The organism is Collimonas sp. (assembly GCF_039923675.1).
Lineage (GTDB): Bacteria > Pseudomonadota > Gammaproteobacteria > Burkholderiales > Burkholderiaceae_D > Collimonas.
This window is the reverse complement of the sequence record NZ_JBDTCG010000082.1, coordinates 38764-58890: the sequence shown is the minus strand read 5'-3', so window position 1 is coordinate 58890 and position 20127 is coordinate 38764. Positions and strand designations below refer to the sequence as shown.

Below are 20127 nucleotides of genomic sequence, written 5' to 3'. Positions count from 1 at the left end.
ATGAGCAACCCGACTTTATCGCTTCCCGAGCTGGTTGCCGCTACCAAGGCAACGCTGGAAAAAATCGCCGCGGAATATACGCCGGCGGTATTCGCCTCCAGCCTGGCGGCCGAAGACATGGTGCTGACCGACTTGATCCTGCGTAACCAATTGCAGGACCGGATCACCATCTTCACCCTGGAAACCGGCCGTCTGCATGCCGAAACGCTGGGTATGCTGGATCGCATCAAGGAAACCTACGATTACGAGGTTACGCCATACCGGCCGCAGCAGGAAGCCGTCGCCGCCTATGTCGAGCAGAACGGCTTGAACGCGTTTTACGACAGCATCGAGATGCGCAAGGAATGCTGCCGCATCCGTAAGATCGAACCGCTCAACCGCGCCCTGGCTGGTAACAAGGCCTGGATCACTGGCCAACGCCGCGCGCAGTCGCAAACGCGCGCCGAGCTGCATGTGCAGGAACAGGATGAAGCGCACGGCATGAGCAAGTTCAATCCGCTGGCCGACTGGTCGGAGGAAGATGTCTGGCAATACATCCGCGGCAACAACGTGCCGTACAATCCACTGCATGATAAGGGCTATCCCTCGATCGGCTGCGAACCCTGCACCCGCGCCATCCAGCCAGGCGAAGACGTACGCGCCGGCCGCTGGTGGTGGGAAAACCCGGACTCGAAAGAATGCGGTTTGCACGTGGTGGACGGTAAATTGATACGCATCAAATCCGTCGCTCAGCAAAACGCTTGAATTATTGCTTCACTAAGAGACAAGAACCGCTATGAACACAGTTGTCGAAAAATTTTTCCTGGACAAAGCCGCCAACCGCCATCTCGACTGGCTGGAATCGGAAGCCATCCACATCATGCGCGAAGTGGCTGCGGAATGCAGCAACCCGGCCCTGCTGTTCTCCGGCGGGAAAGATTCGGTGGTGATGCTGCGCCTCGCGGAAAAGGCTTTCCGTCCCGGCAAATTTCCTTTCCCGCTGGTGCATATCGATACTGGTCACAACTTTGAAGAAGTGATCACTTTCCGCGACAAGCGCGTGGCGGAACTGGGCGAACGCCTGATCGTCGGTTCGGTCGAGGATTCGATCAAGCGCGGCACGGTGCGCCTGCGCAATCCAAAGACAGATTCGCGCAATGCCGCGCAAGCGGTGACCTTGCTGGAAACCATTGCCGAACACAAGTTCGACGCCTGCATCGGCGGCGCCCGCCGTGACGAAGAAAAAGCCCGCGCCAAGGAGCGGATTTTTTCCTTCCGCGACGAATTCGGCCAATGGAATCCGAAAGCCCAGCGTCCGGAACTCTGGGACCTGTACAACACCCGCGTTCATCCCGGTGAAAACATGCGTGTGTTCCCGATCTCCAATTGGACCGAGCTCGACGTCTGGCAATACATCGCCCGCGAAAAACTGGAACTGCCGCCGATCTACTTCGCTCATCAACGCCAAGTGATTCCGCGCAACGGCCTGCTGGTGCCGCTGACCCACCTGACGCCGGCCAAAGAAGGCGAAGTCGTGGAAACACGCGAAGTGCGCTTCCGTACCGTCGGCGACATCTCCTGCACCTGCCCGGTGGCTTCCGATGCCACCACCGTTGAAGCGATCATCGCCGAAACCGCAGTGACGCAAATCACCGAACGCGGCGCTACCCGGATGGATGACCAGACCTCGGAAGCCTCGATGGAAAAACGTAAAAAAGAAGGATATTTCTGATGAACGCCGTTGTTAAGACCTTGAACGCCGACACTGGCAGTGCACCGCTGGAACGCGGTTTGCTGCGCTTCATTACCGCCGGTTCGGTAGATGACGGCAAGAGCACCCTGATCGGCCGCCTGCTGTTCGACAGCAAGGGCATTTTCGCCGACCAGCTGGACGCCATGTCGCGCGCCAAGCACAAGCGCACCGTCGGCGACACGATCGACCTGTCGCTGCTGACAGACGGCCTGGAAGCCGAGCGCGAACAGGGCATCACCATCGACGTCGCCTACCGTTATTTCGCCACGCCGAAACGCAAGTTCATCATTGCCGATACGCCTGGCCACGAACAATACACGCGCAACATGGTGACCGGCGCCTCGACTGCGGATGCCGTCATTATCCTGATCGACGTTTCCAAGGTCAAACTTGGCGATGACGGCAGCGTCGAACTGCTGACCCAGACCAAGCGCCATTCGACCATCGCCCACCTGCTGCAAATCGAGCACGTGGTGGTAGCAATCAACAAGATGGATCTGGTCAATTACGACCAGACCGTGTATGACCGTATTGTCGCTGCCTATCAGGAGTTTGCGCAACAGCTCGGCCTGCGCGATGTACGGCCGATTCCGCTGTCGGCGTTAGCTGGCGACAACGTCGTGGTAGCCGGCGACAAGATGCCATGGAACAAGGGCCCGACATTGATCGAGCTGCTGGAATCGCTGAGCGTCTACGACGAATCGCATGACGAGCCGTTCCGCTTCCCGGTGCAACTGGTCGCGCGCCACAACGGCCATGAAGCCAACGATTTCCGCGGCTACATGGGCCGCATCGAAGCCGGCAAGGTCAGCAAGGGCGACAAGCTGGTGGTACAACCTAGCGGCCAGACCGCAACCGTCAAGGACATCCTGGTGCTCGAAGGGTCGCTGCCATCAGCCGCGGTAGGCCAGTCAGTGACCTTGCTGCTGGACGAGCATCTGGACATTTCGCGCGGCGACATGCTGACTTCGGTCGATCGTGCCCCTGCCCTGCTGAAAACCGTCAGCGCCGATCTGTGCTGGCTGTCGGAAGATGCGCTCGACCTGCGCCGCAAATACTGGCTGAAGCACAGCACCAAGCAAACTGCCGCACGGATTACCAAGATCGACACGCTGCTGGATATCAACACCCAGGAACGGCGTCCGGCAGAATCGCTCAAGCTGAACGATATCGCCCGCGTTTCATTGAATCTGCAGCAGGCGATCGCGGCCGATTCCTACGATGAGATCCGCGCCACCGGCGCCTTCATCCTGATCGATGAAGTCACGCACCAGACCGTCGCCGCAGGCATGATTCGCCTCGACTGACCTGTAACCATTACCGACCGGACCAGTAGCCATGCAAGCCACTCATTCAGCCAGCGATCAAGCACACCCTTCTTACGGCAAGGTCTACCTGATAGGCGCCGGTCCTGGCGCGGCCGACCTGATTACGGTGCGCGGCGCACGCTTGCTGGCGCAGGCCGATGTCGTGCTGCACGACGCCCTGGTGACTGAGGACATGCTGGCGCTCTGCCCGCAAGCCTTGAAAATCGCAGTCGGCAAGCGTTGCGGCAAGCTCTCCACCGCGCAGCAGTTCATCAACAAGCAACTGGTCGACAATGCCCGCAAATATGCATTGGTGGTGCGTTTGAAGGGTGGCGACCCGATGTTGTTCGGCCGCGCCGATGAAGAATTGCGGGCGCTGGAAAAGCATGGCGTTGCAGTGGAAGTCGTGCCTGGCATCAGCGCCGCGCTAGCTGCCGCAGCGACTTCGCAACAACCCCTGACCAAACGCGGCGTAGCGCGCAGCGTCGCCTTCTTTACCTCCAGCACCGCGCCCGGCGAATCGGACCAGGTCAATATTCCAAACTGCGACACGCTGGTGCAATACATGGGCGGACGCGAAGCTGCCGCCACAGCGCAACGGCTGCTGACGCAAGGCCGCTCCGCGGCAACGCCGGTGGTAGTGGTGGAAAACTGCAGCCGCGACAACCAGCGCATCCTGCGCCTGCGGCTCGATCATCTGGAACAAGGTTTGCAGCAATGCGAAGGGCCGGTATTGGTGATGATAGGCGAGGCTTTGGCCAGCCGCGCAGAGCAGCCGTTGGAAATCGCTCAGACAGAACGAAGCGAAGGCAAGGCCAGGAACGTGGCCTGAGCAGCGCCGGCCTTGCTTGAAAGCTGATTAGCGGACGGTCGGCTTGACGTGCGATTCCGACGCCAGTGCTTTTTGCAAGACCTGACCTGGTTGCTCCAGCCGGTCTTCAGGTGACAAGACATTGATCCAGCTGACCAGACCGACGGCTATTCCGGTCAATACCAGGAATACTGCAATTCTTTTATTCAAAAATTCCCATTTCATTTCTTACTCCTTATTTGCGGTCTTTCCTGCAACTCCCGCTATCGCTTGGATCCGCTGGAATTTCCAGCGGATCCAAGCGATAGCGGGAAACTGCCGCATTCAAATAACAGCTGTCTCGCCGCCAAATGACATGACGGCAAAGACCAGCCCTACATCTTTGTTGATTACCTCTTAGCGGCCGTTGATGCTACGGGTCGCCAGGACACCGTACATGCCAACCGCACGATCACTCCGGTTGGCGCCACGCTTCAGATTGTTTGGCTTAGCGTTCGTGGAAAGCGCCAAGGCCTGGCTCGGCGACCAACCGAAAGTCCAGTTGCCGCCGCTACCGCTGTTTACCTTGCTGCGATTGCCGGACGCCATGCCCAGTAGTGTTTTGATGGTCATCATTTCACCTCTTCATGTTTGCTTCGCCGGCGTCAACTATGTGACGGCCAAAGCTGATTCATCATGGAAAGCAATTGCGCAACGCGCCGTTCGGGCACGTACGACAGTGACGGTGAAAGAGAGATTCCGCCAGTCGATTGCAAGCTGGACAGCCTGGCTATCGACACGGGAAAAGTGAGGATGGCTAGGCTGGCTCAGAACAATGCAAGCAGACAATTGCTTTACGTTTCCTACGTATTTTTAATGCTGAATTTTCGGTCCGATAGCGCGGACAACTGGAACAGTCCATTTCAAAAGCTCCTGATTCAAAAATGCCTGATCAAGACAGATCAAGCCGGTTGCGCCGTTGGAGTACTGCCGCGCCCGGAAGGTTCATAAGCAATCTGCGCGACCCTTGCCGAACGCTTGGGGATGCTTTCCCAACGCACGCTGCGCACACTGATTTCCTGCGCCAGACGCGTGACCAGTTGTACCAGCCCGGCACGCTCACGCACCGAACACATCACTTCCACCGTGATGGCGGTCAGGTGCGACTGCACTGCCGGTTCGCTGGCCTGATAGGTAACGTCATAGGTCTCCAGCAAGCGACGCATCAAGCCTTCAAGATGCGCGACTTCCGAACCGCGGCAGGTGGTCACGATGCGATAAGGCAGAGCCGAATCGTGATCCGCCGGCGCGGCGGCGAACGAAGGACGATATTTTTTAAAAAATGCATGCAGTTTATTGAATGGCATGGCGATTTCCTTCCCGCTTCCGTTGTTCGCGGATGCCGGACGACGCCATACGGCCGGGCTCTATGCGACGGCATGCCTGGACGCAGACACACCAAAGCCGAACCCGCGCAATTCCTGCCTGTGCCGTCATCGGACGTGCGCTTCACCTGCTGGATGCACAGGCCAAAAACGACAACGCTGAAAACGATTCAGAACCGGAAATACACAGCCGTACGCGATCCGCCGAATGGCAGTACGAACAATCGGTATGACAAAATTAGGATGGGAGTATCGCTGCGGCGCTTATCTGCTGAAATTCTATGTAGACTCTAACTAGACCCTATGTAGACTCTACTTAATTTCTGCCGAGATATTTACCGGGATATTGGCAATACTACAGCTCGCATAAACGCAAGCTGTAGCTGACGGAGGTCTGCTAAAGGCTATGCGTAAAGTGCCGGGCTGAGGACCCATCCACCGCTACTACTAGAACAACTGTCCAAAATATGGACCTCCATGTGATGCAATACCAAAGATTATATTTCCAACTGGCTATTCTGTCAAGTAAATGACTTTACATATTATAAAAATTGTGCATTAACAACACACGTCAAATCCCGCTACACGCTGCCTTTGCGCGCATCCGGTACGATTTAGTAAGAACTGACTTTCAACACACGCAAGGTGTGCAAAACCGAACCATGCCGACAGTCCAGCACTCGCATACGCCGCTCCAGATCCGAGTGATCCGCCGCGGCGGCGAGAAAGGCCTGCTCTGCATCCAGCATCAAGTTGCCAGGCGCTGAAGCACTCTTTTGCCAACGACCCAACGGCCAGTCCGAAAATAAATTAATATTAGAAAATTTATTGAGCATCGACGACTCCGGATATCAACGTGAGAAACCTGTTCAACCAGGTAAATATTCAACTGCCATGGCTATAGAATAGTCTTGCCAACACCGGGCCGAAAGCCGTATTTTCTATCTTTTATATAAGTTTTTCTAACATGAAAACTCGCCTACCTCCGCTCAAACCCCTGCGTGTCTTCGAAGCGGTAGTACGCACCGGCAGTCTGACGCTGGCCGCCGCCGAACTGCACATCACGCACAGTGCGGTAAGCCAGCAAATCAAGCTGCTGGAAACGCATTTCGGATTGACTTTATTCAAGCGCGGACAGCGCGGAGTGGAACCGAACGAGGCCGCGCGCATGTTTTTTACCGATGTCAAAGCCGGGCTGGACCGTATCACGCTGGGTGCGGAGCAACTGCAGAATACCGGCAAGGCCCACATCATCCGCGTCAGTTGCACGCCGTCGATGGCGATGCGCTGGCTGATTCCGCGGCTGTCTTCATTCCAGATAGAAAATCCGCGCGTGGAAATCCGCGTCACTACCTCGACCGTCGCGGCGGAACAGCTCAAGGAACCGTTCGACGTCTTGATACGCCGCAGTCCGATGCGCCGCGCCGATCATGAATGTATGCGTTTTCTCGACGACATACTGACGCCGGTGGCTTCGCCGCGCTACCTGCAGCAGCATCCGCTCAAGACACCGGGCGACTTGCTGCATGCATCGCTGTTGCACCTGTCCAGCCGCGCGGACACCTGGGCGCGCTGGTTTGGCGTAGCCGGCGTGCAGCTCACGGGCCAGTTGCCTGGTCAGGTCTATGAGCATTTCTTTTTGAGTTTGCAGGCGGCGTTGACCGATCTCGGCGTGGCGATGGGCTCGCTAGCCATGATCGAAGACGATCTTGCCCATGGCAGTTTGCTGCAGCCCTTTCCGGAGGTATGCTTGCAAGACAGGGGATTTCATTTGCTGTTCCGCGCCAGCGCCAATGATCCGGCATTGGCCAGCTTCATCGCCTGGCTGCAGAGCCAGGGTGGACAGACGTCGGGAAGTATCAGGGACCGGATAAAGTAGAAGCGCAGTACCGGGCGATGGCATCCAGCACCAGCGGCTGCTCGCCCACGGCCTGCGCCACCTTGATCGACATCTGCGGATGTTGCTGCTGAACCTGAGCGATCAACCCCGGCAGGTCGCGCCGTACGTGGCCGCCCTGCCCCAGAAACACCGGCACCACGCTAACCTCGCGGATACCCTCGGCAACCAGTTGCTGAAGCAGGTCCGGTAAATTCGGCTGCATCAATTCGAGGAAAGCCAATTCAACGCGTGTCTCCGGCCGCTGCGGCTGAATCAGCTGCTGCAAGGCCTCAAACGGCGCCGCCCACAACGGATCCCGCGCGCCGTGAGCGAACAGGATAAGTGCTTGATGCGGCCGTGCGGCTGGTTGTGACATTTGGATTCACCCGATCTCTAGACGGTGCGCGAGAGCGTCGCTATTGTCGCTCGATTTTCCACAAGGCGCCGATGGCAATCAGCAGGAACAATGTGCTCGGCAAGGCTGCGGTAAAAAACGGCGGCCATGTGTTGAGCAAACCCAGATGCGAAAACAGCGTGTTGACCAGCTGGAAGCTGACGCCGATCATGATGCCGGTAAAGATCTTCAGGCTGACGCCACCGGTACGGAAATGCAGGTAGGCGAACGGCAAGGCCATCGCCATCATCACGAACACTGATAGCGGATACACCAGTTTCTTCCAGAACGCGATGTCGTAACGCTCGCTGTGCTGGTTATTTTCTTCCAGATGCTTGGAGTAAGCCCACAGGTTGTAGGCCGACATATGATCCGGATCGGCAAACAGGACCGACAAGATCTCCGGCGTGATTTCTGACACCAGATCCTTGTTCGGAAATTTTTTGGTGGCGATTGCAGTGGTGATGTCTTCGGTCGAGTTGCCGTTGACGAAATCGGTCTGCACTACATCATCCAGCCGCCAGACATGGCTACCTTTATAATCGGCATGGCTGGCCTGAATCAGCCCGGTCATGTGCAGGTTGCGGTCGAATTCATAAAGTTTGACGCCAACCAGCTGGCCATCCGGACGGATCTCGTTGATATTGATGAAACGCGACCCGACGATGTCGCCGCTGGCGCCGTCGGCACGGATCACATCCTTGCTCCACAGGCCGGTCTTGAATCTCTGTGAAATCGAAGAGCCCTTGGACTGGAGCTTGATCTTCTCGGCAAATTCGGCGCTTTTCGGCGCAACGAATTCGCCGATCAAGACCGTCGCCACCACGAACAGCAAGCCGATCTTGATCAGGATCCTGGCCGTCATCATGGTAGACATGCTGGAGACCCGCATGATGGTGAATTCCGAGCGCGCGGCCATTTGCGACAAGGTATAAATCGTGCCGATCAGCGCCGCAATCGGCATCAGTTCATAAGCGTAGCTGGGCAGACCGAGCAGCACGAACAGGAACGCATGCTGCAATTTGTAGCCGCCGTGCCCAACCGATTTCAATTCGGTGGTCAGGTCGAAGAACGCAAACAGCGCCAGAAACGCCGCCAAGGTAAACAGGACTGAGCGGACAATCTCGGAAGTGAAATAACGTTGCAATACCTTCATGTCGCCGCCGGCTTTCTAGTTTTTATCAGACGCGCATGCTTGACCGCAGACCACATCACCAAGGGGTGATAGCGGCTATTCACGTTGAGCCGCCACAGGAACAGCAAACCGATAATGATCAACACGATCAGATGCATAGGCCACCAGGCGAGTCCGAAAGACAGGCGTTTCTGGACCACTGCGGCCTGGAAAATACTGGTGACATTGCTGTAGGAAACGTACAGCAGCAGCGCGATCAGCAAGCTGGCCGAACGGCCCACCCGCGGATTGACAAAACTGAGCGGTACCGCCAGCAGCATCAGGCACAGCGCCATCAACGGCAGCGACAAGCGCCACAGCAACTCGCCCATGTTGAAGCCGTTGCGCTCCTTCAGCAAATCCAAGGTCGGCAAGGCCTGGGCCGAACGGTCGCCATTTTCGGCTTGCGAACTGCTGGCCACCAGCACGCCGTAACGCTCGAATTCCATGAGGCGGAATTCGTTCTGGGCTGCCAGGACATCATAGCGCCGGCCTTTCGACAACACCAGGAATTTATCGCCATTCTTGTCGATCTCGATATTACCTTCCTTGGCCACCACGATGCTGTTCCTGCCTTCCAGCTGGGTATTCACAAAGACATTCTTGACCTTGGTGCTGTCGCCGTTAATGCCCTCGACGAAGAAGATCCGGTTGGCTGCGGCCGATTCCTGGAACTTGCCGGGCGAAACCCGGGAAATATCTTCACGCTTCTCAAAGCGCTCGCGGTATTGCGCACTCTGGTTATTGGCCCAGGGCGTGGCCACGAAACTGAGTATGGTTGTCAGGATAATGATCGGCAGGCCGAATTCCAGCACCGGCCGGATCCAACGCACCAGGCTTTGGCCGGAGGCAAACCAGACCACCATTTCGGAATCCTGATAGCTGCGCGTCACCACCAGCAGCACGGAAATGTAGCCGGTCAGGATCAGCAGGATCGGCATGTAGTTGAGGGACTGGAAGCCGATCAGTGCGATCACATCTTGGGACGCGATCTGTCCTCCGGCTGCCTGTCCCAGAATCTTGATCAGCATTACCGTGACGATAATTGTGAAGAGCGTAGTAAATACGGCACCTGCGGTGCTAATTAATTCGCGACGGAGTGCGCGCTGGAAGATCATTGGGGAATATAATTGCGGATCAAAAAAGGAGTAAGTGATGGACTTTAGCATAAAAACCAACGACGCAAAAACCTCAATTGCCTCTCTGAAAGCTGGCTGTATCGCAGTCGGGATCTACGAAAACAAGAAACTGTCGCCACAAGCGTTAGCTCTTGACAAAACTGGTGAAATCACTGCTGCATTAAAGTCCGGAGATATTTCCGGTAAGCCCGGCTCCACCTTGTTGTTGCGCAAAGTCGCCGGCGTCACCGCCGAGCGCGTCCTGCTGATCGGCCTCGGCCCTGACGGCGAACTGAGCGACAAGGTCATGTCGATGGCCGCCTTGTGCGTCGCCCGTACGCTGTCCACCCTGGGCGCCAGCGATGCATTGCTGGCCCTGCCGTTCGACGGCATCGCCAAGCAAACCCCGGAACGTGACCTGGCATGGGCCATTCGCGCCACCATCCTGGTGCTGCGCGATGGCAGCTATCGCTCGGATACCCTGAAAAGTAAAAAAGAAACAACATCCGGCGTCAAGAAGATCGCCTTCCTGGTGGCTACAGCCAACGCCGCCGCCGCCAAGGAAGCTGTGGCGCAAGGCCTGGCGCTGGCCAACGGCATCGACCTGACCAAAGAACTGGGCAACCTGCCTGGCAACGTCTGCACCCCGACATACCTGGCCAACACCGCCAAGCGGCTGGCCAAGGAATACAAATTGTCGGTGGAAGTCCTCGACCGCAAACAGCTGGAAGCGCTGAAGATGGGCAGCTTCCTGTCGGTTGCGCGTGGTGGCGGCGAAGCGCCGAAGTTCATCATCATCAAGCACCTCGGCGGCAAAGCCAAGGATGCACCGACCGTACTGGTTGGCAAAGGCATCACCTTTGACACCGGCGGCATCTCGCTCAAGGGCGGCGCCGGCATGGATGAGATGAAGTACGACATGTGCGGCGCCGGTTCGGTGCTGGGCACCATCCGCGCCATCGCTGAACTGAAACTGAAGCTGAACGTCATCGGCGTGATTCCGGCCACGGAAAACATGCCTTCCGGCACCGCCACCAAACCTGGCGACATCGTTACCTCGATGTCCGGCCAAACCATCGAAGTCTTGAATACCGACGCCGAAGGCCGCCTGGTGCTGTGCGACGCGCTGACCTATGTGGAACGCTTCAAACCGGCTGCAGTGGTCGATATCGCAACGCTGACCGGCGCTTGCGTGACATCGCTCGGCCATCACAATTCCGGCTTGTTCACTCGCCACGACAGCGCGCATGATGCGCTGGCCAACGAGTTGCTCAGCGCCGGCAAGGCGACTGGCGATACCGCATGGCGCATGCCGATCGAAGACAGCTATCAGGAACAGCTGAAGTCGAACTTCGCCGACATGGCCAACATCGGCGGCCCGGCCGGCGGCAGCATCACCGCGGCCTGCTTCCTGGAACGCTACACCAAGAAATATACCTGGGCCCACCTGGATATTGCTGGTACGGCATGGAAGAGCGGCGCAGCAAAGGGAGCAACCGGACGCCCGGTGGCTTTGCTGACCACGTTCCTGATCAACCGCGCTGCCGCAGTCAAGTAATCGGTAATCGGACGTAAAACGGGGTGTCGGCTTGATCGCCGACACCCCGTTTTTATTTCTGCATCCGTAATTATTTAGCCAATTAACCCAGCGTGGCGATCACCGGCGCATGGTCGGACGGCTGCTCCCATTTACGCGGCGCCTTGTCGATCACGCAGGCGGTGCATTGCGCCGCCAGCGGCGGCGACAACAGGATATGGTCGATCCGCATGCCGCGGTTCAGGCGGAAACCCATCTGCCGGTAGTCCCACCAGCTGAACAGTTTCTCCGGCTGCTCGAACAGGCGGAAGGCATCGGTCAGTTCCAGCCCCTGCAAACGCACGAACGCCGCCCGTTCCGCCGGCGACACCAGGTTCTGCCCGACCCACGCCGCCGGATCATGGACGTCGCGATCTTCCGGCGCAATGTTGTAATCGCCCAGCAGTACCAGCTTGTCGTGCTGCTGGCGCTCGCTCTGCAGCCAGTCATGCAAGGCGTCCAGCCATTTCAGCTTGTACTGGTATTTTTCCGAATCGGGCGACTGGCCGTTAGGGATATAGGCGCAGACCACCCGTATGCCTTCGATGGTGGCGGCGATGATCCGCTGCTGCAGGTCTTCGTAGAGCGGATTATTCTTGACCACATCGGTGATCGGATGGCGCGACAAGATCGCCACCCCGTTATAGGTTTTCTGGCCGCTGAACACCACGTGATAACCGGCGGCTTCGATTTCAGCCGCAGGAAACTTGTCATCGGTCAGCTTGGTTTCCTGCAGCGCCAATATATCGATCGGGTTGTCGCTCAGCCATTGCAGCACCTGCGGCAGGCGCACCTTGAGGGAGTTGACGTTCCACGTTGCTATTTTCATCAAATTCGAATTCTTCAATAGTGTAAAAAATGCAGCCCCGGGCAAAAAAATCCCGGGATCTGCCACGCCTGCACTTTACACCAAATATACCGCGCTCAAATTACAACAAGCGGGTTGACAAGCCTCTTCCCGAGTTTTAGCATGCATATACATCGATGTATATGCAAATAAAGGACGGGACATGCGAAGCCAATGCAGTTGTTCGACCTTGCGGCAACTTACCCGCAAGATGACCAACATCTACGATCACTACCTGGCGGCCGATGAACTCACCATCGGCCAGTATTCCCTGTTAGCCAAGATAGGCAAATACGGTCCGATCGGCGTTATCACGCTCGCGGCCAACATGGGCATGGACCGTAGCACCATGAGCCGTACTCTCAAGCCCTTGATTGCCTTGGGCTGGATCCAGACTGTCAACCTGCCGCTGAAAATGCTGACCGACAAGCGCTCGTTCGGCGTCAGCCTGACCGCCGACGGCCAGAAAAAATGGAAGGGATCCATATCCAACTGGCGCAAGGCGCAAAACGAAATCGACGCGATACTGGGCGAAGACACCCATCTTGCCCTGACGACCCTGGTCGATAACGCCAACCTGAAATTCGCACAACACGGGCACACCTTCCCATGAACCACACCATACAAGCCATCATGGCGCGCCTGCGTTTCAATTACGTGTGGATCGTCGTCGGCATCGTCTTCCTGGTCCTGCTTTCAGCGGCCGGCATCCGCGCTACGCCATCGGTGATGATATTGCCGCTGGAACACGAATTTGGCTGGACCGTCACCACCATCTCGTTCGTCATTTCGGTCAACATTGCGCTCTACGGATTGATCGGACCGTTTTCAGCGGCGGCCATGCAACGCTACGGCATCCGCCCCATCGTCCTCGGCGCACTGGTATTGCTATCTATCGGTACCTTCGCCAGCACCTTCATGACGCTGCCATGGCATATGGTGCTGGCCTGGGGCATCCTGGTGGGCGCCGGCAGCGGCGTCGCCGCCAACACGCTGGCCGCAACGATTGTCAGCCGCTGGTTCGAGACGCGCCGCGGCCTGGCCATGGGTTTGCTGACCGCCAGTTCGGCTACCGGACAGATGGTATTCCTGCCTCTGATGGCTTACATGGTCGAGCACTTCGGCTGGCGCTCGGTGGCGATCCTGGTGGCTAGCGTGGCTGCGCTGGCGATTCCCCTGGTGGCGATATTCCTGCCGGAGCGGCCGCAAGATATCGGCTTGAAGCGTTATGGCCAGCATGACGAACTGCCGCCGGAAGTGGTGAGCAAGGGCAAAAACCCGCTGTCCATCGCCTTTGGCGCGTTGGGCAAGGCGGTCAAAATCCGTGATTTCTGGCTGCTGTTTTTCAGTTTTTTCATCTGCGGCATGAGCACCAACGGCTACATCGGCTCGCATTTCATCGCCATGTGCGGCGACTACGGGATTACCGCAGTGGGCGGCGCCAGCATCCTGGCGACCATGGGCATGCTGGATCTGGTCGGCACCACAATGTCGGGCTGGCTGTCGGACCGCTTCAATCCGCGCGTGCTGCTGTTCTGGTATTACGGATTGCGCGGGGTCGCGCTGATTTTCCTGCCGCATGCTTTCGGCCTCAGCTATTTCGGCTTGCCGGTGTTCGCCTTGTTTTACGGACTGGACTGGATCGCCACCGTACCGCCAACCGTGCGCCTGGCCAACGATGTGTTCGGCCGGCTGGCGGCGCCCATCGTGTTCGGCTGGATCGTCGCCGGCCATCAGCTGGGCGCTGCCAGCGCCACCCTGCTGGCGGGTTCGCTGCGCAACAGCCTGGGCAGTTACACCTTGTCGTCGATATTGATGGGTGCGGCTTGCCTCATCGCTTCGGTGTTGGTGCTGCGGATCAAAGGCCATCACGCGGGAGGCGATTTGATCCCGGCGCTTCCTGTGCCGGCGCGATAGGCAGACTTACGAAGCCTTGACGGTGGCCACAATATCGCTGGCCACCTGGCGTGAATTCATGATGATGGTGTGGATGGTCGGCAGCAAGTGCAGCGGCAACGATCCCAGTTGCACTTCGCCGACCGACAGGATGCCGTCGTTCGGCTCGTCGCCAAACGGCGTCCAGCTGCCGCGCGGACCTTTGATGCCGGCATAGATGTGCAGCGGGATGTCCGGCAACGGCAAGCTGTCCATGAATTCCTGGCGCGCCAGCAATTGCCCCATCTCGCCAGTGAGCAAACGGAACAGGCGCCATCGCGACAGCTTGATGGCGTAGCTGGATGCGCGGGTCGGCGGCGCCAGCAGGAAAGCCATCTCCGGCTTGTGGCTCAACAGCGGTTGTACCCCGCGGGTCAGCACGCAACCCAGCGAATGGCCGACCATGATGAAGCGCGCATCGCCGGCACGGGCCACGATGAATTTGCGCAGGCGCTCAAGGCAAGGCAGCCAGCGCTCGAATGCCGCCGAATAGCCAAACAGATGGGTGGTGATGCCGGCGGCCTGCAACCGCCTGGCCAATAGCAGCATCGACACCGGCGTACGTCCCATGCCATGCACCAGGATCGCATGTACTTTAGCTTCGGCGGAAGGATGGTCGCTCATGGCACAGCTTAGTATTTTTTCTTCAGCTGCTTTTCGAAAGCGACGTCCAGTTTGCTGATGCGCCTGGGTTTCTGCGGCCCGTAGGCATTGACGAAGCGGACAAAATCATCCAGCTCCAGAGCCTCGCTGAGTTTGAGCGGCGCTTCAAAGCCGGCGTTCTGGGTCAGATAGAACAGCTCTCCAGCAGTCCGCACCATCGAATAGCGTACCTCTGTGCTGCGGGCATTGAGACGTTCGACCGCCGCTGTGGCCCGGGTTGATCTCATTGCGCTCTCCTGATGTTTTTCATTTATTTCCAACAATGCCGTAGTGTGATTTCAAAGTTTGCGCTGACTGGCAAAATGCCGCCGCCGGCCATCCAGGGGATCGATGAAAGCAATCTCCCGCGCCAGCAATTTCAGCGGCGCCGACCAGTCGTCGCCCTTGCAGGGATACACCTCGGGATAAAAGGCATCGTTGATGATCGGTATTCCCAATGCAGCCAAATGTACACGCAGTTGATGCTTCTTGCCGGTCAGCGGATGCAGACGGTACAGGCTAGATGTTTCTCGCTGTTCGATCAGTTCGATCCGGGTCTCCGAATTCGCTTCTCCGGCAACTTCCTGCATCCGGAAAAACGGCGTGCCCTCCACCATGCGGCTGCGATACACCAGCGGCAAGGTCAGTTCCGGCCTGGTCGGCGCCAGCGCTTCATAGGTCTTGTCGACCAGCCGCTGCTGGAACAAGGACTGGTAAGCGCCACGGCTGGCGACGTCATGCGAGAAAATCACCACGCCTGCGGTTTCGCGATCGAGCCGGTGAATCGGCGTCAGATGCGCCAGGCCGGTTTCCTTTTTCAGCCGCACCAATAGCGTTTCGTGCAAAAAGCGGCCGGCCGGGATCACCGGCAGGAAATGCGGCTTGTCGACCACCAGTATGCGCTCGTCTTGATACAGGATGGAAGCTTCAAATGGAATCGGCGTCTCGGCTTCCAGCTCGCGATAGTAAAAAATGCAGGCGCCGCGCCGATACGGACTGTCCGGCGTCAGCCGGACGCCATCGCCGTCGGCTACTTCGCCACGCGCCATGCGTGCGATCCAGGTGGCGCTATCGATCGCAGGAAAACGCTGCTCCAGGAATGCCAGCAGATTCGGCCAGCTGCCAATCGGTAACCACAGATAGCTGGGCGCAACGCCGTCTACAATCGGTAGCGGCGGTGGCTGCAACTGCACCATCACAATACCCGTTGCCAATAGCCGACGTCGATCCAGCGATCAAACTTCTTGCCTACCTGGGCAAAATGCGCGACTTTGACATAGCCCATTTTTTCATGCAGACCGACACTGGCGGCGTTGGGCAAGGCGATGCCGCCGATGACGGTATGCACCGGCAATTTCTCCAGCTCTGCAATCAGGGCGTTATATAAGGCTGTTCCCAGGCCCTTGCCTGCAGCCAGCGGCGACAGATACACCGAGCTTTCCACCGCATGCTGGTAAGCGGCGCGCGCGCGCCATTTGGTGGCGTAGGCGTAGCCCAGGATCTGTTCGTTCTCGACGCACACCAGCCACGGCAGGTTTGCCGTGATATCAAGGATGCGCTGCCTCATCTGCTCGGGCGTCACCGGCTCGGTTTCAAAGCTGATGACGGTGTCGAGTATGTAGGGATTGTAGATATGGCAAATGGCTGCTGCATCGGCAATGCTGGCCGGGCGGATGGCGTGGGTCATGGCGGAAATGGATCAAGGAAGCAGGTTGCACAAACGAATACACAATCATACCCCCATGACCGCAAGATTGGTCAAATCGGCCAATCTTGCCGCCATGACCCTGACGGACTGAATTCAGCCGCGCAACGCATCCTTGATCTGTTGCAGTGAAGCAGGATCTTCAATCGTGGTCAGATCACCGGGATCGCGCCCCTCGCAAATCGCCTGTATGGAACGGCGCAACAGCTTGCCGGAGCGGGTTTTGGGCAACAGGTTGACGACATATACGCGCGCCGGCCGGCCGATGCTGCCGATCTGCTTATCCACTACGCGCATGATTTCCGCTTCCAGTGTTGCTCGTCCTTCCGCCGTGCTTCCTGCGACCTTGGGAATGACGAAAGCCACCGCCACCTGCCCTTTCAGCTTGTCTTCGACGCCGACCACGGCCACCTCGGACACATTCGGGTGGCTGGAAATGCTCTCTTCGATTTCGCGCGTACCGAGCCGGTGGCCGGCGACATTGATCACATCATCGGTGCGGCCCAGTATGAAATAGTAGCCATCCTCATCCCGGATGCCCCAGTCGAAGGTGGAATATGCCTGCCGTCCGCTGTCCGGGATACGTGTGGCCCAATAGGTATCGACGCAGCGCTGGTCGTCGCCATAGATGGTTTGCATGCAGCCCGGCGGCAGCGGCCATTCGATCACCAGCACGCCCTTTTCATTGGCGCTGCACAGCTCGCCGGTGGCTTCATTCAACAACTGCACCTTGTAGCCGTACATCGGCACGCCGGGACTGCCCAGCTTGCTCGGTTTGTTCTCGATATTCTTGGCGATCGTCATGATCGGCCAGCCGGATTCGGTCTGCCAGTAGTTATCGATGATAGGTACGCCGAGCGCAGCCGAAATCCAGCTGGAGGTGGTTTCATCCAACGGTTCGCCGGCCAGGTAGAGCGCCTGCAGGGAAGACAGGTCGTATTTCTGCATCAGCTCGGGCGGCTGTTTTTTCAGCACACGGATTGCGGTCGGTGCGGAAAACATGCGCGTGACCTTGTATTTCTCGACGATGCTCCACCAGATGCCGCCGTCAGGCCTGATCGGCAAACCCTCATACAGCACGGTCGCCATGCCGGCGATCAGCGGACCGTAGACGATGTAGGAATGACCGACCACCCAGCCGATATCCGAGGTACAGAAAAACGTGCCACCGGGCTTGCTGCAAAAAATGGTATCCATCGATGTCGCCAGCGCCACCGCATAGCCGCCGACATCGCGCTGTACACCCTTGGGCTTGCCGGTGGTTCCGGAGGTGTACAGGATATAAGACGCTTCGTTCGATTCGAGCCAGACTACCGGCACCTTGGCATCGATATGTAACTGGCGCTGCTCGGCGTAATCAACATCACGGCCGGCCACCGTTGCCATCGCCGCCAGGCCGCGGTCGACCATCAAGACGTGCGCCGGCTTGTGCTGCGCCAGCTTGATTGCATCGTCCAGCAAACCCTTGTATGGCACCACTTTGCCGCCGCGCGAACCGGCATCGGCGGAAACGATCAATTTCGGTGTCGCGTCGTCGATCCGGTTGGCCAGGCTGTTCGAGGCAAAGCCGCCGAACACCACCGAATGAATGGCGCCGATGCGAGCGCAGGCCAGCATGGCGAAGGTCGCCTCGGCGATCATCGGCATGTAGATCAGCACGCGATCGCCGCGGCCAACGCCAAGCGACTGCATGATGGCCGCAGTGCGATTGACCTCCGCATGCAACTCGCGGAAAGAATAGGTTTTTTCGGTATCGGTTTCGGTAGAAATTGCAATCAGCGCCGGCTGCTCGCCGCGCGTCGCCACCCAGCGGTCTACCGCGTTATGACAAAGGTTGGTGGCGCCATCGACAAACCAGCGGGCAAACGGCGGCCGGCTGTCATCGAGTACTTTTGAAAACGGATGGTGCCAGTCGATCCTGCGTGCCTGCTCGGTCCAGAATGTGGACGGATCATCGATCGACCGTTGATAAAAGGTGGCGAAACTCATGCAGTCTCCTCGTTTCTTGAAAAGAATCGCAGGGCTGGAAGGCTGCCCGTCCGGGCCAATGCTTCCACCACACATGCTTCTGCGGCATGTTCTTCTGCGACTACGTCGACACCAATAACGATTGCTTCCCGTCAAAGCAGGGCGCAGGTCATTTAGATCACATATAGGTCAACATACTCGTTGACTGCCATGTCTTCCAGCTTTTTCTGATCCAGCGAGACTTCCAGGATCTTCTGTTGCTGTTTGACCGACAGCTGGCGCGCCAGGTTGATCTTGAACTTGACTTCCAGCAGCGGGATGCCATCCTTGCGGCGGCGCGCATGGCCGATCGGATACTCGACCACGATTTCCCTGAGTTTCTTGCCGTCCTTGAACTCCACCGTGATGGCGTTGGCGATCGAACGCTTCTTGGGATCGTGATAGTCCTTGGTAAAGGCCAGGTCTTCGATGCAGACGATCTTGTCGCGCAGGACGTCGATACGTTTGTCTGAAGCGATCTTGTCTTCATAGTCGCCGGCAGTCAGGCGGCCGAAAATCAGCGGCACCGCCACCATGTACTGGATGCAATGGTCGCGGTCGGCCGGATTGTTCAGCGGGCCCTTCTTGTCGATGATACGGATGCACGCTTCATGGGTACGGATGGTGATCTTCTTGATGTCCTCGACCGACTTGCCGGCCTTGGCCAGCTGATCGTGCAAGATCATGGCGGCTTCCACCGCGGTTTGCGCGTGGAATTCGGCCGGGAAGGAAATCTTGAACAGCACGTTTTCCATCACATACGATCCGTATTTACGCTGGAACTTGAACGGCTGGCCTTTGAACAGCACATCGTAGAAACCCCAGGTCTTGGCGGTCAGCACCGATGGATAGCCCATTTCGCCGCTCCTGGCGATCAGCGCCAGACGCACTGCGCGCGAGGTCGCGTCACCGGCCGCCCAGGATTTGCGCGAACCGGTATTCGGTGTATGGCGATAGGTGCGCAGCGACTGGCCGTCAACCCATGCCAGCGATACCGCATTGAGGATTTCTTCACGCGTCAGGCCCATCATTTCCGCCACCACGGCAGTCGAGGCCACCTTGACCAGCACCACGTGGTCCAGCCCCACCTTGTTGAAGGAGTTTTCCAGCGCGATGCATCCCTGGATTTCGTGCGCCTTGATCATGGCAGTCAGCACGTCTTTCATCTTCAGCGGCTTCTTGCCGGCGGCGATGGCATTGCGCGAGAGCCAGTCGGCCGTCGCCAGGATGCCGCCCAGATTGTCGGATGGATGGCCCCATTCCGCCGCCAGCCAGGTGTCGTTGAAATCGAGCCAGCGAATCATGGCGCCGAGATTGAAGGCCGCCTGGATCGGATCGAGCTGGAATTGCGTGCCTGGCACTTTGGCGCCGTTAGGCACGACAGTACCCGGGACGATCGGTCCCATCAGTTTTTTACAGGCAGGATACTCCAGCGCTTCCAGGCCACAGCCCAAGGTATCGATCAGGCAGTTGCGTGCAGTGTCGTAGGCGAGTTTGGAGGTGATCTTGTACTTGGTCACATAGTCGACGATATCGACCAGCACTTTGTCGTATTTCGGGCGGGCGTTGGAGATGTGAGCGGACATTATTTTCCTTGAAGGCGAAAAATGAAGCGAAAAATAAAGCAAATAAGCAA

Annotated in this window: 22 protein-coding genes; 8 read left to right on the top strand and 14 right to left on the bottom strand. The window is 57.9% G+C overall.

Annotated elements, in window-relative coordinates; genetic code table 11:
• Genes ABI171_RS18070 through cobA form a run of 4 tightly spaced genes read left to right on the top strand, consistent with a single transcriptional unit; the run spans position 1 to position 3871 of the window.
• Entirely contained in the window at positions 1 to 744 is a 744-nt protein-coding gene (locus tag ABI171_RS18070) for a phosphoadenylyl-sulfate reductase (RefSeq protein WP_348093923.1), read from the top strand.
• 31 nt (positions 745 to 775) lie between these two features.
• Positions 776 to 1711, top strand: a complete 936-nt coding sequence (cysD, locus tag ABI171_RS18065; protein ID WP_348093922.1) for a sulfate adenylyltransferase subunit CysD — start codon at positions 776 to 778, stop codon at positions 1709 to 1711.
• Positions 1711 to 3039 (top strand): GTP-binding protein, encoded by a 1329-nt coding sequence (locus ABI171_RS18060; RefSeq protein ID WP_348093921.1) that lies wholly within the window; start codon positions 1711 to 1713, stop codon positions 3037 to 3039. Before cysD ends, ABI171_RS18060 begins: the two co-directional genes overlap by 1 nt.
• Before the next feature lie 31 nt (positions 3040 to 3070).
• Positions 3071 to 3871 (top strand): uroporphyrinogen-III C-methyltransferase, encoded by an 801-nt coding sequence (cobA, locus tag ABI171_RS18055; RefSeq protein ID WP_348093920.1) that lies wholly within the window; start codon positions 3071 to 3073, stop codon positions 3869 to 3871.
• A 27-nt stretch (positions 3872 to 3898) separates the two neighbouring features.
• Here the strand turns inward: cobA and ABI171_RS18050 are convergent, their stop codons facing one another.
• The 4 genes from ABI171_RS18050 to ABI171_RS18035 form a co-directional block, all read right to left on the bottom strand.
• On the bottom strand, positions 3899 to 4075 hold the full coding sequence (locus ABI171_RS18050) for a hypothetical protein (protein ID WP_348093919.1): 177 nt from the start codon (positions 4073 to 4075) through the stop codon (positions 3899 to 3901).
• 171 nt (positions 4076 to 4246) lie between these two features.
• On the bottom strand, positions 4247 to 4465 hold the full coding sequence (locus ABI171_RS18045; RefSeq protein WP_348093918.1) for a hypothetical protein: 219 nt from the start codon (positions 4463 to 4465) through the stop codon (positions 4247 to 4249).
• 326 nt (positions 4466 to 4791) lie between these two features.
• A complete protein-coding gene (locus ABI171_RS18040; RefSeq protein ID WP_348093917.1) occupies positions 4792 to 5196 on the bottom strand; it encodes a hypothetical protein in 405 nt (134 codons plus the stop codon).
• A 632-nt stretch (positions 5197 to 5828) separates the two neighbouring features.
• Positions 5829 to 6050 carry a DUF3563 family protein gene (locus tag ABI171_RS18035; RefSeq protein ID WP_348093916.1) on the bottom strand — a complete coding sequence of 74 codons (222 nt, stop codon included), beginning with the start codon at positions 6048 to 6050 and terminating at the stop codon, positions 5829 to 5831.
• Between the two features lie 131 nt (positions 6051 to 6181).
• Here ABI171_RS18035 and ABI171_RS18030 point away from each other — a divergent pair, with 131 nt between their 5' ends.
• Positions 6182 to 7093 carry a LysR substrate-binding domain-containing protein gene (locus ABI171_RS18030; RefSeq protein WP_348093915.1) on the top strand — a complete coding sequence of 304 codons (912 nt, stop codon included), beginning with the start codon at positions 6182 to 6184 and terminating at the stop codon, positions 7091 to 7093.
• Here ABI171_RS18030 and ABI171_RS18025 read toward each other — a convergent pair.
• From ABI171_RS18025 to lptF, 3 genes are read right to left on the bottom strand one after another with little or no spacing between them, the layout of a single operon-like run.
• The gene (locus ABI171_RS18025) at positions 7074 to 7469 is read right to left on the bottom strand and encodes a CbiX/SirB N-terminal domain-containing protein (protein ID WP_348093914.1); all 396 of its coding nucleotides are present in this window, start codon (positions 7467 to 7469) and stop codon (positions 7074 to 7076) included. The genes ABI171_RS18030 and ABI171_RS18025 overlap by 20 nt on opposite strands.
• A gap of 40 nt (positions 7470 to 7509) precedes the next feature.
• Positions 7510 to 8643, bottom strand: a complete 1134-nt coding sequence (lptG, locus tag ABI171_RS18020; RefSeq protein WP_348093913.1) for an LPS export ABC transporter permease LptG — start codon at positions 8641 to 8643, stop codon at positions 7510 to 7512.
• Entirely contained in the window at positions 8640 to 9779 is a 1140-nt protein-coding gene (gene lptF, locus ABI171_RS18015; protein WP_348093912.1) for an LPS export ABC transporter permease LptF, read from the bottom strand. The genes lptG and lptF overlap by 4 nt, the downstream gene beginning before the upstream one ends.
• Positions 9780 to 9816: 37 nt before the next feature.
• Between lptF and ABI171_RS18010 the strand changes: the two genes are divergently transcribed.
• Positions 9817 to 11337, top strand: coding sequence for a leucyl aminopeptidase (locus ABI171_RS18010; protein WP_348093911.1), 1521 nt, complete (start codon positions 9817 to 9819; stop codon positions 11335 to 11337).
• An 82-nt stretch (positions 11338 to 11419) separates the two neighbouring features.
• On the opposite strand, the gene xth is transcribed toward ABI171_RS18010, so the two are convergent.
• Positions 11420 to 12184, bottom strand: coding sequence for an exodeoxyribonuclease III (xth, locus tag ABI171_RS18005; protein WP_348093910.1), 765 nt, complete (start codon positions 12182 to 12184; stop codon positions 11420 to 11422).
• Between the two features lie 181 nt (positions 12185 to 12365).
• Between xth and ABI171_RS18000 the strand changes: the two genes are divergently transcribed.
• Together ABI171_RS18000 and ABI171_RS17995 are read left to right on the top strand one after the other, a co-directional pair.
• Complete coding sequence (locus tag ABI171_RS18000) at positions 12366 to 12815, top strand: MarR family winged helix-turn-helix transcriptional regulator (protein ID WP_348093909.1); 450 nt, start codon at positions 12366 to 12368, stop codon at positions 12813 to 12815.
• On the top strand, positions 12812 to 14119 hold the full coding sequence (locus ABI171_RS17995; protein WP_348093908.1) for an MFS transporter: 1308 nt from the start codon (positions 12812 to 12814) through the stop codon (positions 14117 to 14119). Before ABI171_RS18000 ends, ABI171_RS17995 begins: the two co-directional genes overlap by 4 nt.
• A 6-nt stretch (positions 14120 to 14125) precedes the next feature.
• Here ABI171_RS17995 and ABI171_RS17990 read toward each other — a convergent pair whose 3' ends face one another.
• From ABI171_RS17990 to ABI171_RS17965, 6 genes are all read right to left on the bottom strand, one after another.
• Entirely contained in the window at positions 14126 to 14761 is a 636-nt protein-coding gene (locus tag ABI171_RS17990) for an alpha/beta hydrolase (protein WP_348093907.1), read from the bottom strand.
• Between the two features lie 8 nt (positions 14762 to 14769).
• Positions 14770 to 15027 (bottom strand): hypothetical protein, encoded by a 258-nt coding sequence (locus ABI171_RS17985; RefSeq protein ID WP_348093906.1) that lies wholly within the window; start codon positions 15025 to 15027, stop codon positions 14770 to 14772.
• 51 nt (positions 15028 to 15078) lie between these two features.
• A complete protein-coding gene (locus ABI171_RS17980; protein ID WP_348093976.1) occupies positions 15079 to 15975 on the bottom strand; it encodes an RluA family pseudouridine synthase in 897 nt (298 codons plus the stop codon).
• Positions 15975 to 16466, bottom strand: coding sequence for an arsinothricin resistance N-acetyltransferase ArsN1 family B (locus tag ABI171_RS17975; RefSeq protein ID WP_348093905.1), 492 nt, complete (start codon positions 16464 to 16466; stop codon positions 15975 to 15977). The genes ABI171_RS17980 and ABI171_RS17975 overlap by 1 nt, the downstream gene beginning before the upstream one ends.
• A gap of 114 nt (positions 16467 to 16580) precedes the next feature.
• The gene (locus tag ABI171_RS17970) at positions 16581 to 18473 is read right to left on the bottom strand and encodes a propionate--CoA ligase (protein ID WP_348093904.1); all 1893 of its coding nucleotides are present in this window, start codon (positions 18471 to 18473) and stop codon (positions 16581 to 16583) included.
• Positions 18474 to 18625: 152 nt separating this feature from the next.
• Positions 18626 to 20077, bottom strand: a complete 1452-nt coding sequence (locus tag ABI171_RS17965) for a bifunctional 2-methylcitrate dehydratase/aconitate hydratase (protein WP_348093903.1) — start codon at positions 20075 to 20077, stop codon at positions 18626 to 18628.
• Between the last annotated feature and the right edge of the window lie 50 nt (positions 20078 to 20127).

What these genes read in the sequence shown, in the direction of transcription:
- ABI171_RS17975 (WP_348093905.1), bottom strand. Translation starts at nt 16,466, where the DNA reads ATGACCCACGCCATCCGCCCGGCCAGCATTGCCGATGCAGCAGCCATT.
- ABI171_RS17985 (WP_348093906.1), bottom strand. Translation starts at nt 15,027, where the DNA reads ATGAGATCAACCCGGGCCACAGCGGCGGTCGAACGTCTCAATGCCCGC.
- ABI171_RS17970 (WP_348093904.1), bottom strand. Translation starts at nt 18,473, where the DNA reads ATGAGTTTCGCCACCTTTTATCAACGGTCGATCGATGATCCGTCCACA.
- ABI171_RS17990 (WP_348093907.1), bottom strand. Translation starts at nt 14,761, where the DNA reads ATGAGCGACCATCCTTCCGCCGAAGCTAAAGTACATGCGATCCTGGTG.
- ABI171_RS18000 (WP_348093909.1), top strand. Translation starts at nt 12,366, where the DNA reads ATGCGAAGCCAATGCAGTTGTTCGACCTTGCGGCAACTTACCCGCAAG.
- ABI171_RS18070 (WP_348093923.1), top strand. Translation starts at nt 1, where the DNA reads ATGAGCAACCCGACTTTATCGCTTCCCGAGCTGGTTGCCGCTACCAAG.
- ABI171_RS17965 (WP_348093903.1), bottom strand. Translation starts at nt 20,077, where the DNA reads ATGTCCGCTCACATCTCCAACGCCCGCCCGAAATACGACAAAGTGCTG.
- ABI171_RS18050 (WP_348093919.1), bottom strand. Translation starts at nt 4,075, where the DNA reads ATGAAATGGGAATTTTTGAATAAAAGAATTGCAGTATTCCTGGTATTG.
- ABI171_RS18010 (WP_348093911.1), top strand. Translation starts at nt 9,817, where the DNA reads ATGGACTTTAGCATAAAAACCAACGACGCAAAAACCTCAATTGCCTCT.
- ABI171_RS18060 (WP_348093921.1), top strand. Translation starts at nt 1,711, where the DNA reads ATGAACGCCGTTGTTAAGACCTTGAACGCCGACACTGGCAGTGCACCG.
- lptF (WP_348093912.1), bottom strand. Translation starts at nt 9,779, where the DNA reads ATGATCTTCCAGCGCGCACTCCGTCGCGAATTAATTAGCACCGCAGGT.
- ABI171_RS18025 (WP_348093914.1), bottom strand. Translation starts at nt 7,469, where the DNA reads ATGTCACAACCAGCCGCACGGCCGCATCAAGCACTTATCCTGTTCGCT.
- ABI171_RS18035 (WP_348093916.1), bottom strand. Translation starts at nt 6,050, where the DNA reads ATGCTCAATAAATTTTCTAATATTAATTTATTTTCGGACTGGCCGTTG.
- lptG (WP_348093913.1), bottom strand. Translation starts at nt 8,643, where the DNA reads ATGAAGGTATTGCAACGTTATTTCACTTCCGAGATTGTCCGCTCAGTC.
- ABI171_RS18045 (WP_348093918.1), bottom strand. Translation starts at nt 4,465, where the DNA reads ATGATGACCATCAAAACACTACTGGGCATGGCGTCCGGCAATCGCAGC.
- xth (WP_348093910.1), bottom strand. Translation starts at nt 12,184, where the DNA reads ATGAAAATAGCAACGTGGAACGTCAACTCCCTCAAGGTGCGCCTGCCG.
- cysD (WP_348093922.1), top strand. Translation starts at nt 776, where the DNA reads ATGAACACAGTTGTCGAAAAATTTTTCCTGGACAAAGCCGCCAACCGC.
- ABI171_RS17995 (WP_348093908.1), top strand. Translation starts at nt 12,812, where the DNA reads ATGAACCACACCATACAAGCCATCATGGCGCGCCTGCGTTTCAATTAC.
- ABI171_RS18040 (WP_348093917.1), bottom strand. Translation starts at nt 5,196, where the DNA reads ATGCCATTCAATAAACTGCATGCATTTTTTAAAAAATATCGTCCTTCG.
- ABI171_RS18030 (WP_348093915.1), top strand. Translation starts at nt 6,182, where the DNA reads ATGAAAACTCGCCTACCTCCGCTCAAACCCCTGCGTGTCTTCGAAGCG.
- ABI171_RS17980 (WP_348093976.1), bottom strand. Translation starts at nt 15,975, where the DNA reads ATGGTGCAGTTGCAGCCACCGCCGCTACCGATTGTAGACGGCGTTGCG.
- cobA (WP_348093920.1), top strand. Translation starts at nt 3,071, where the DNA reads ATGCAAGCCACTCATTCAGCCAGCGATCAAGCACACCCTTCTTACGGC.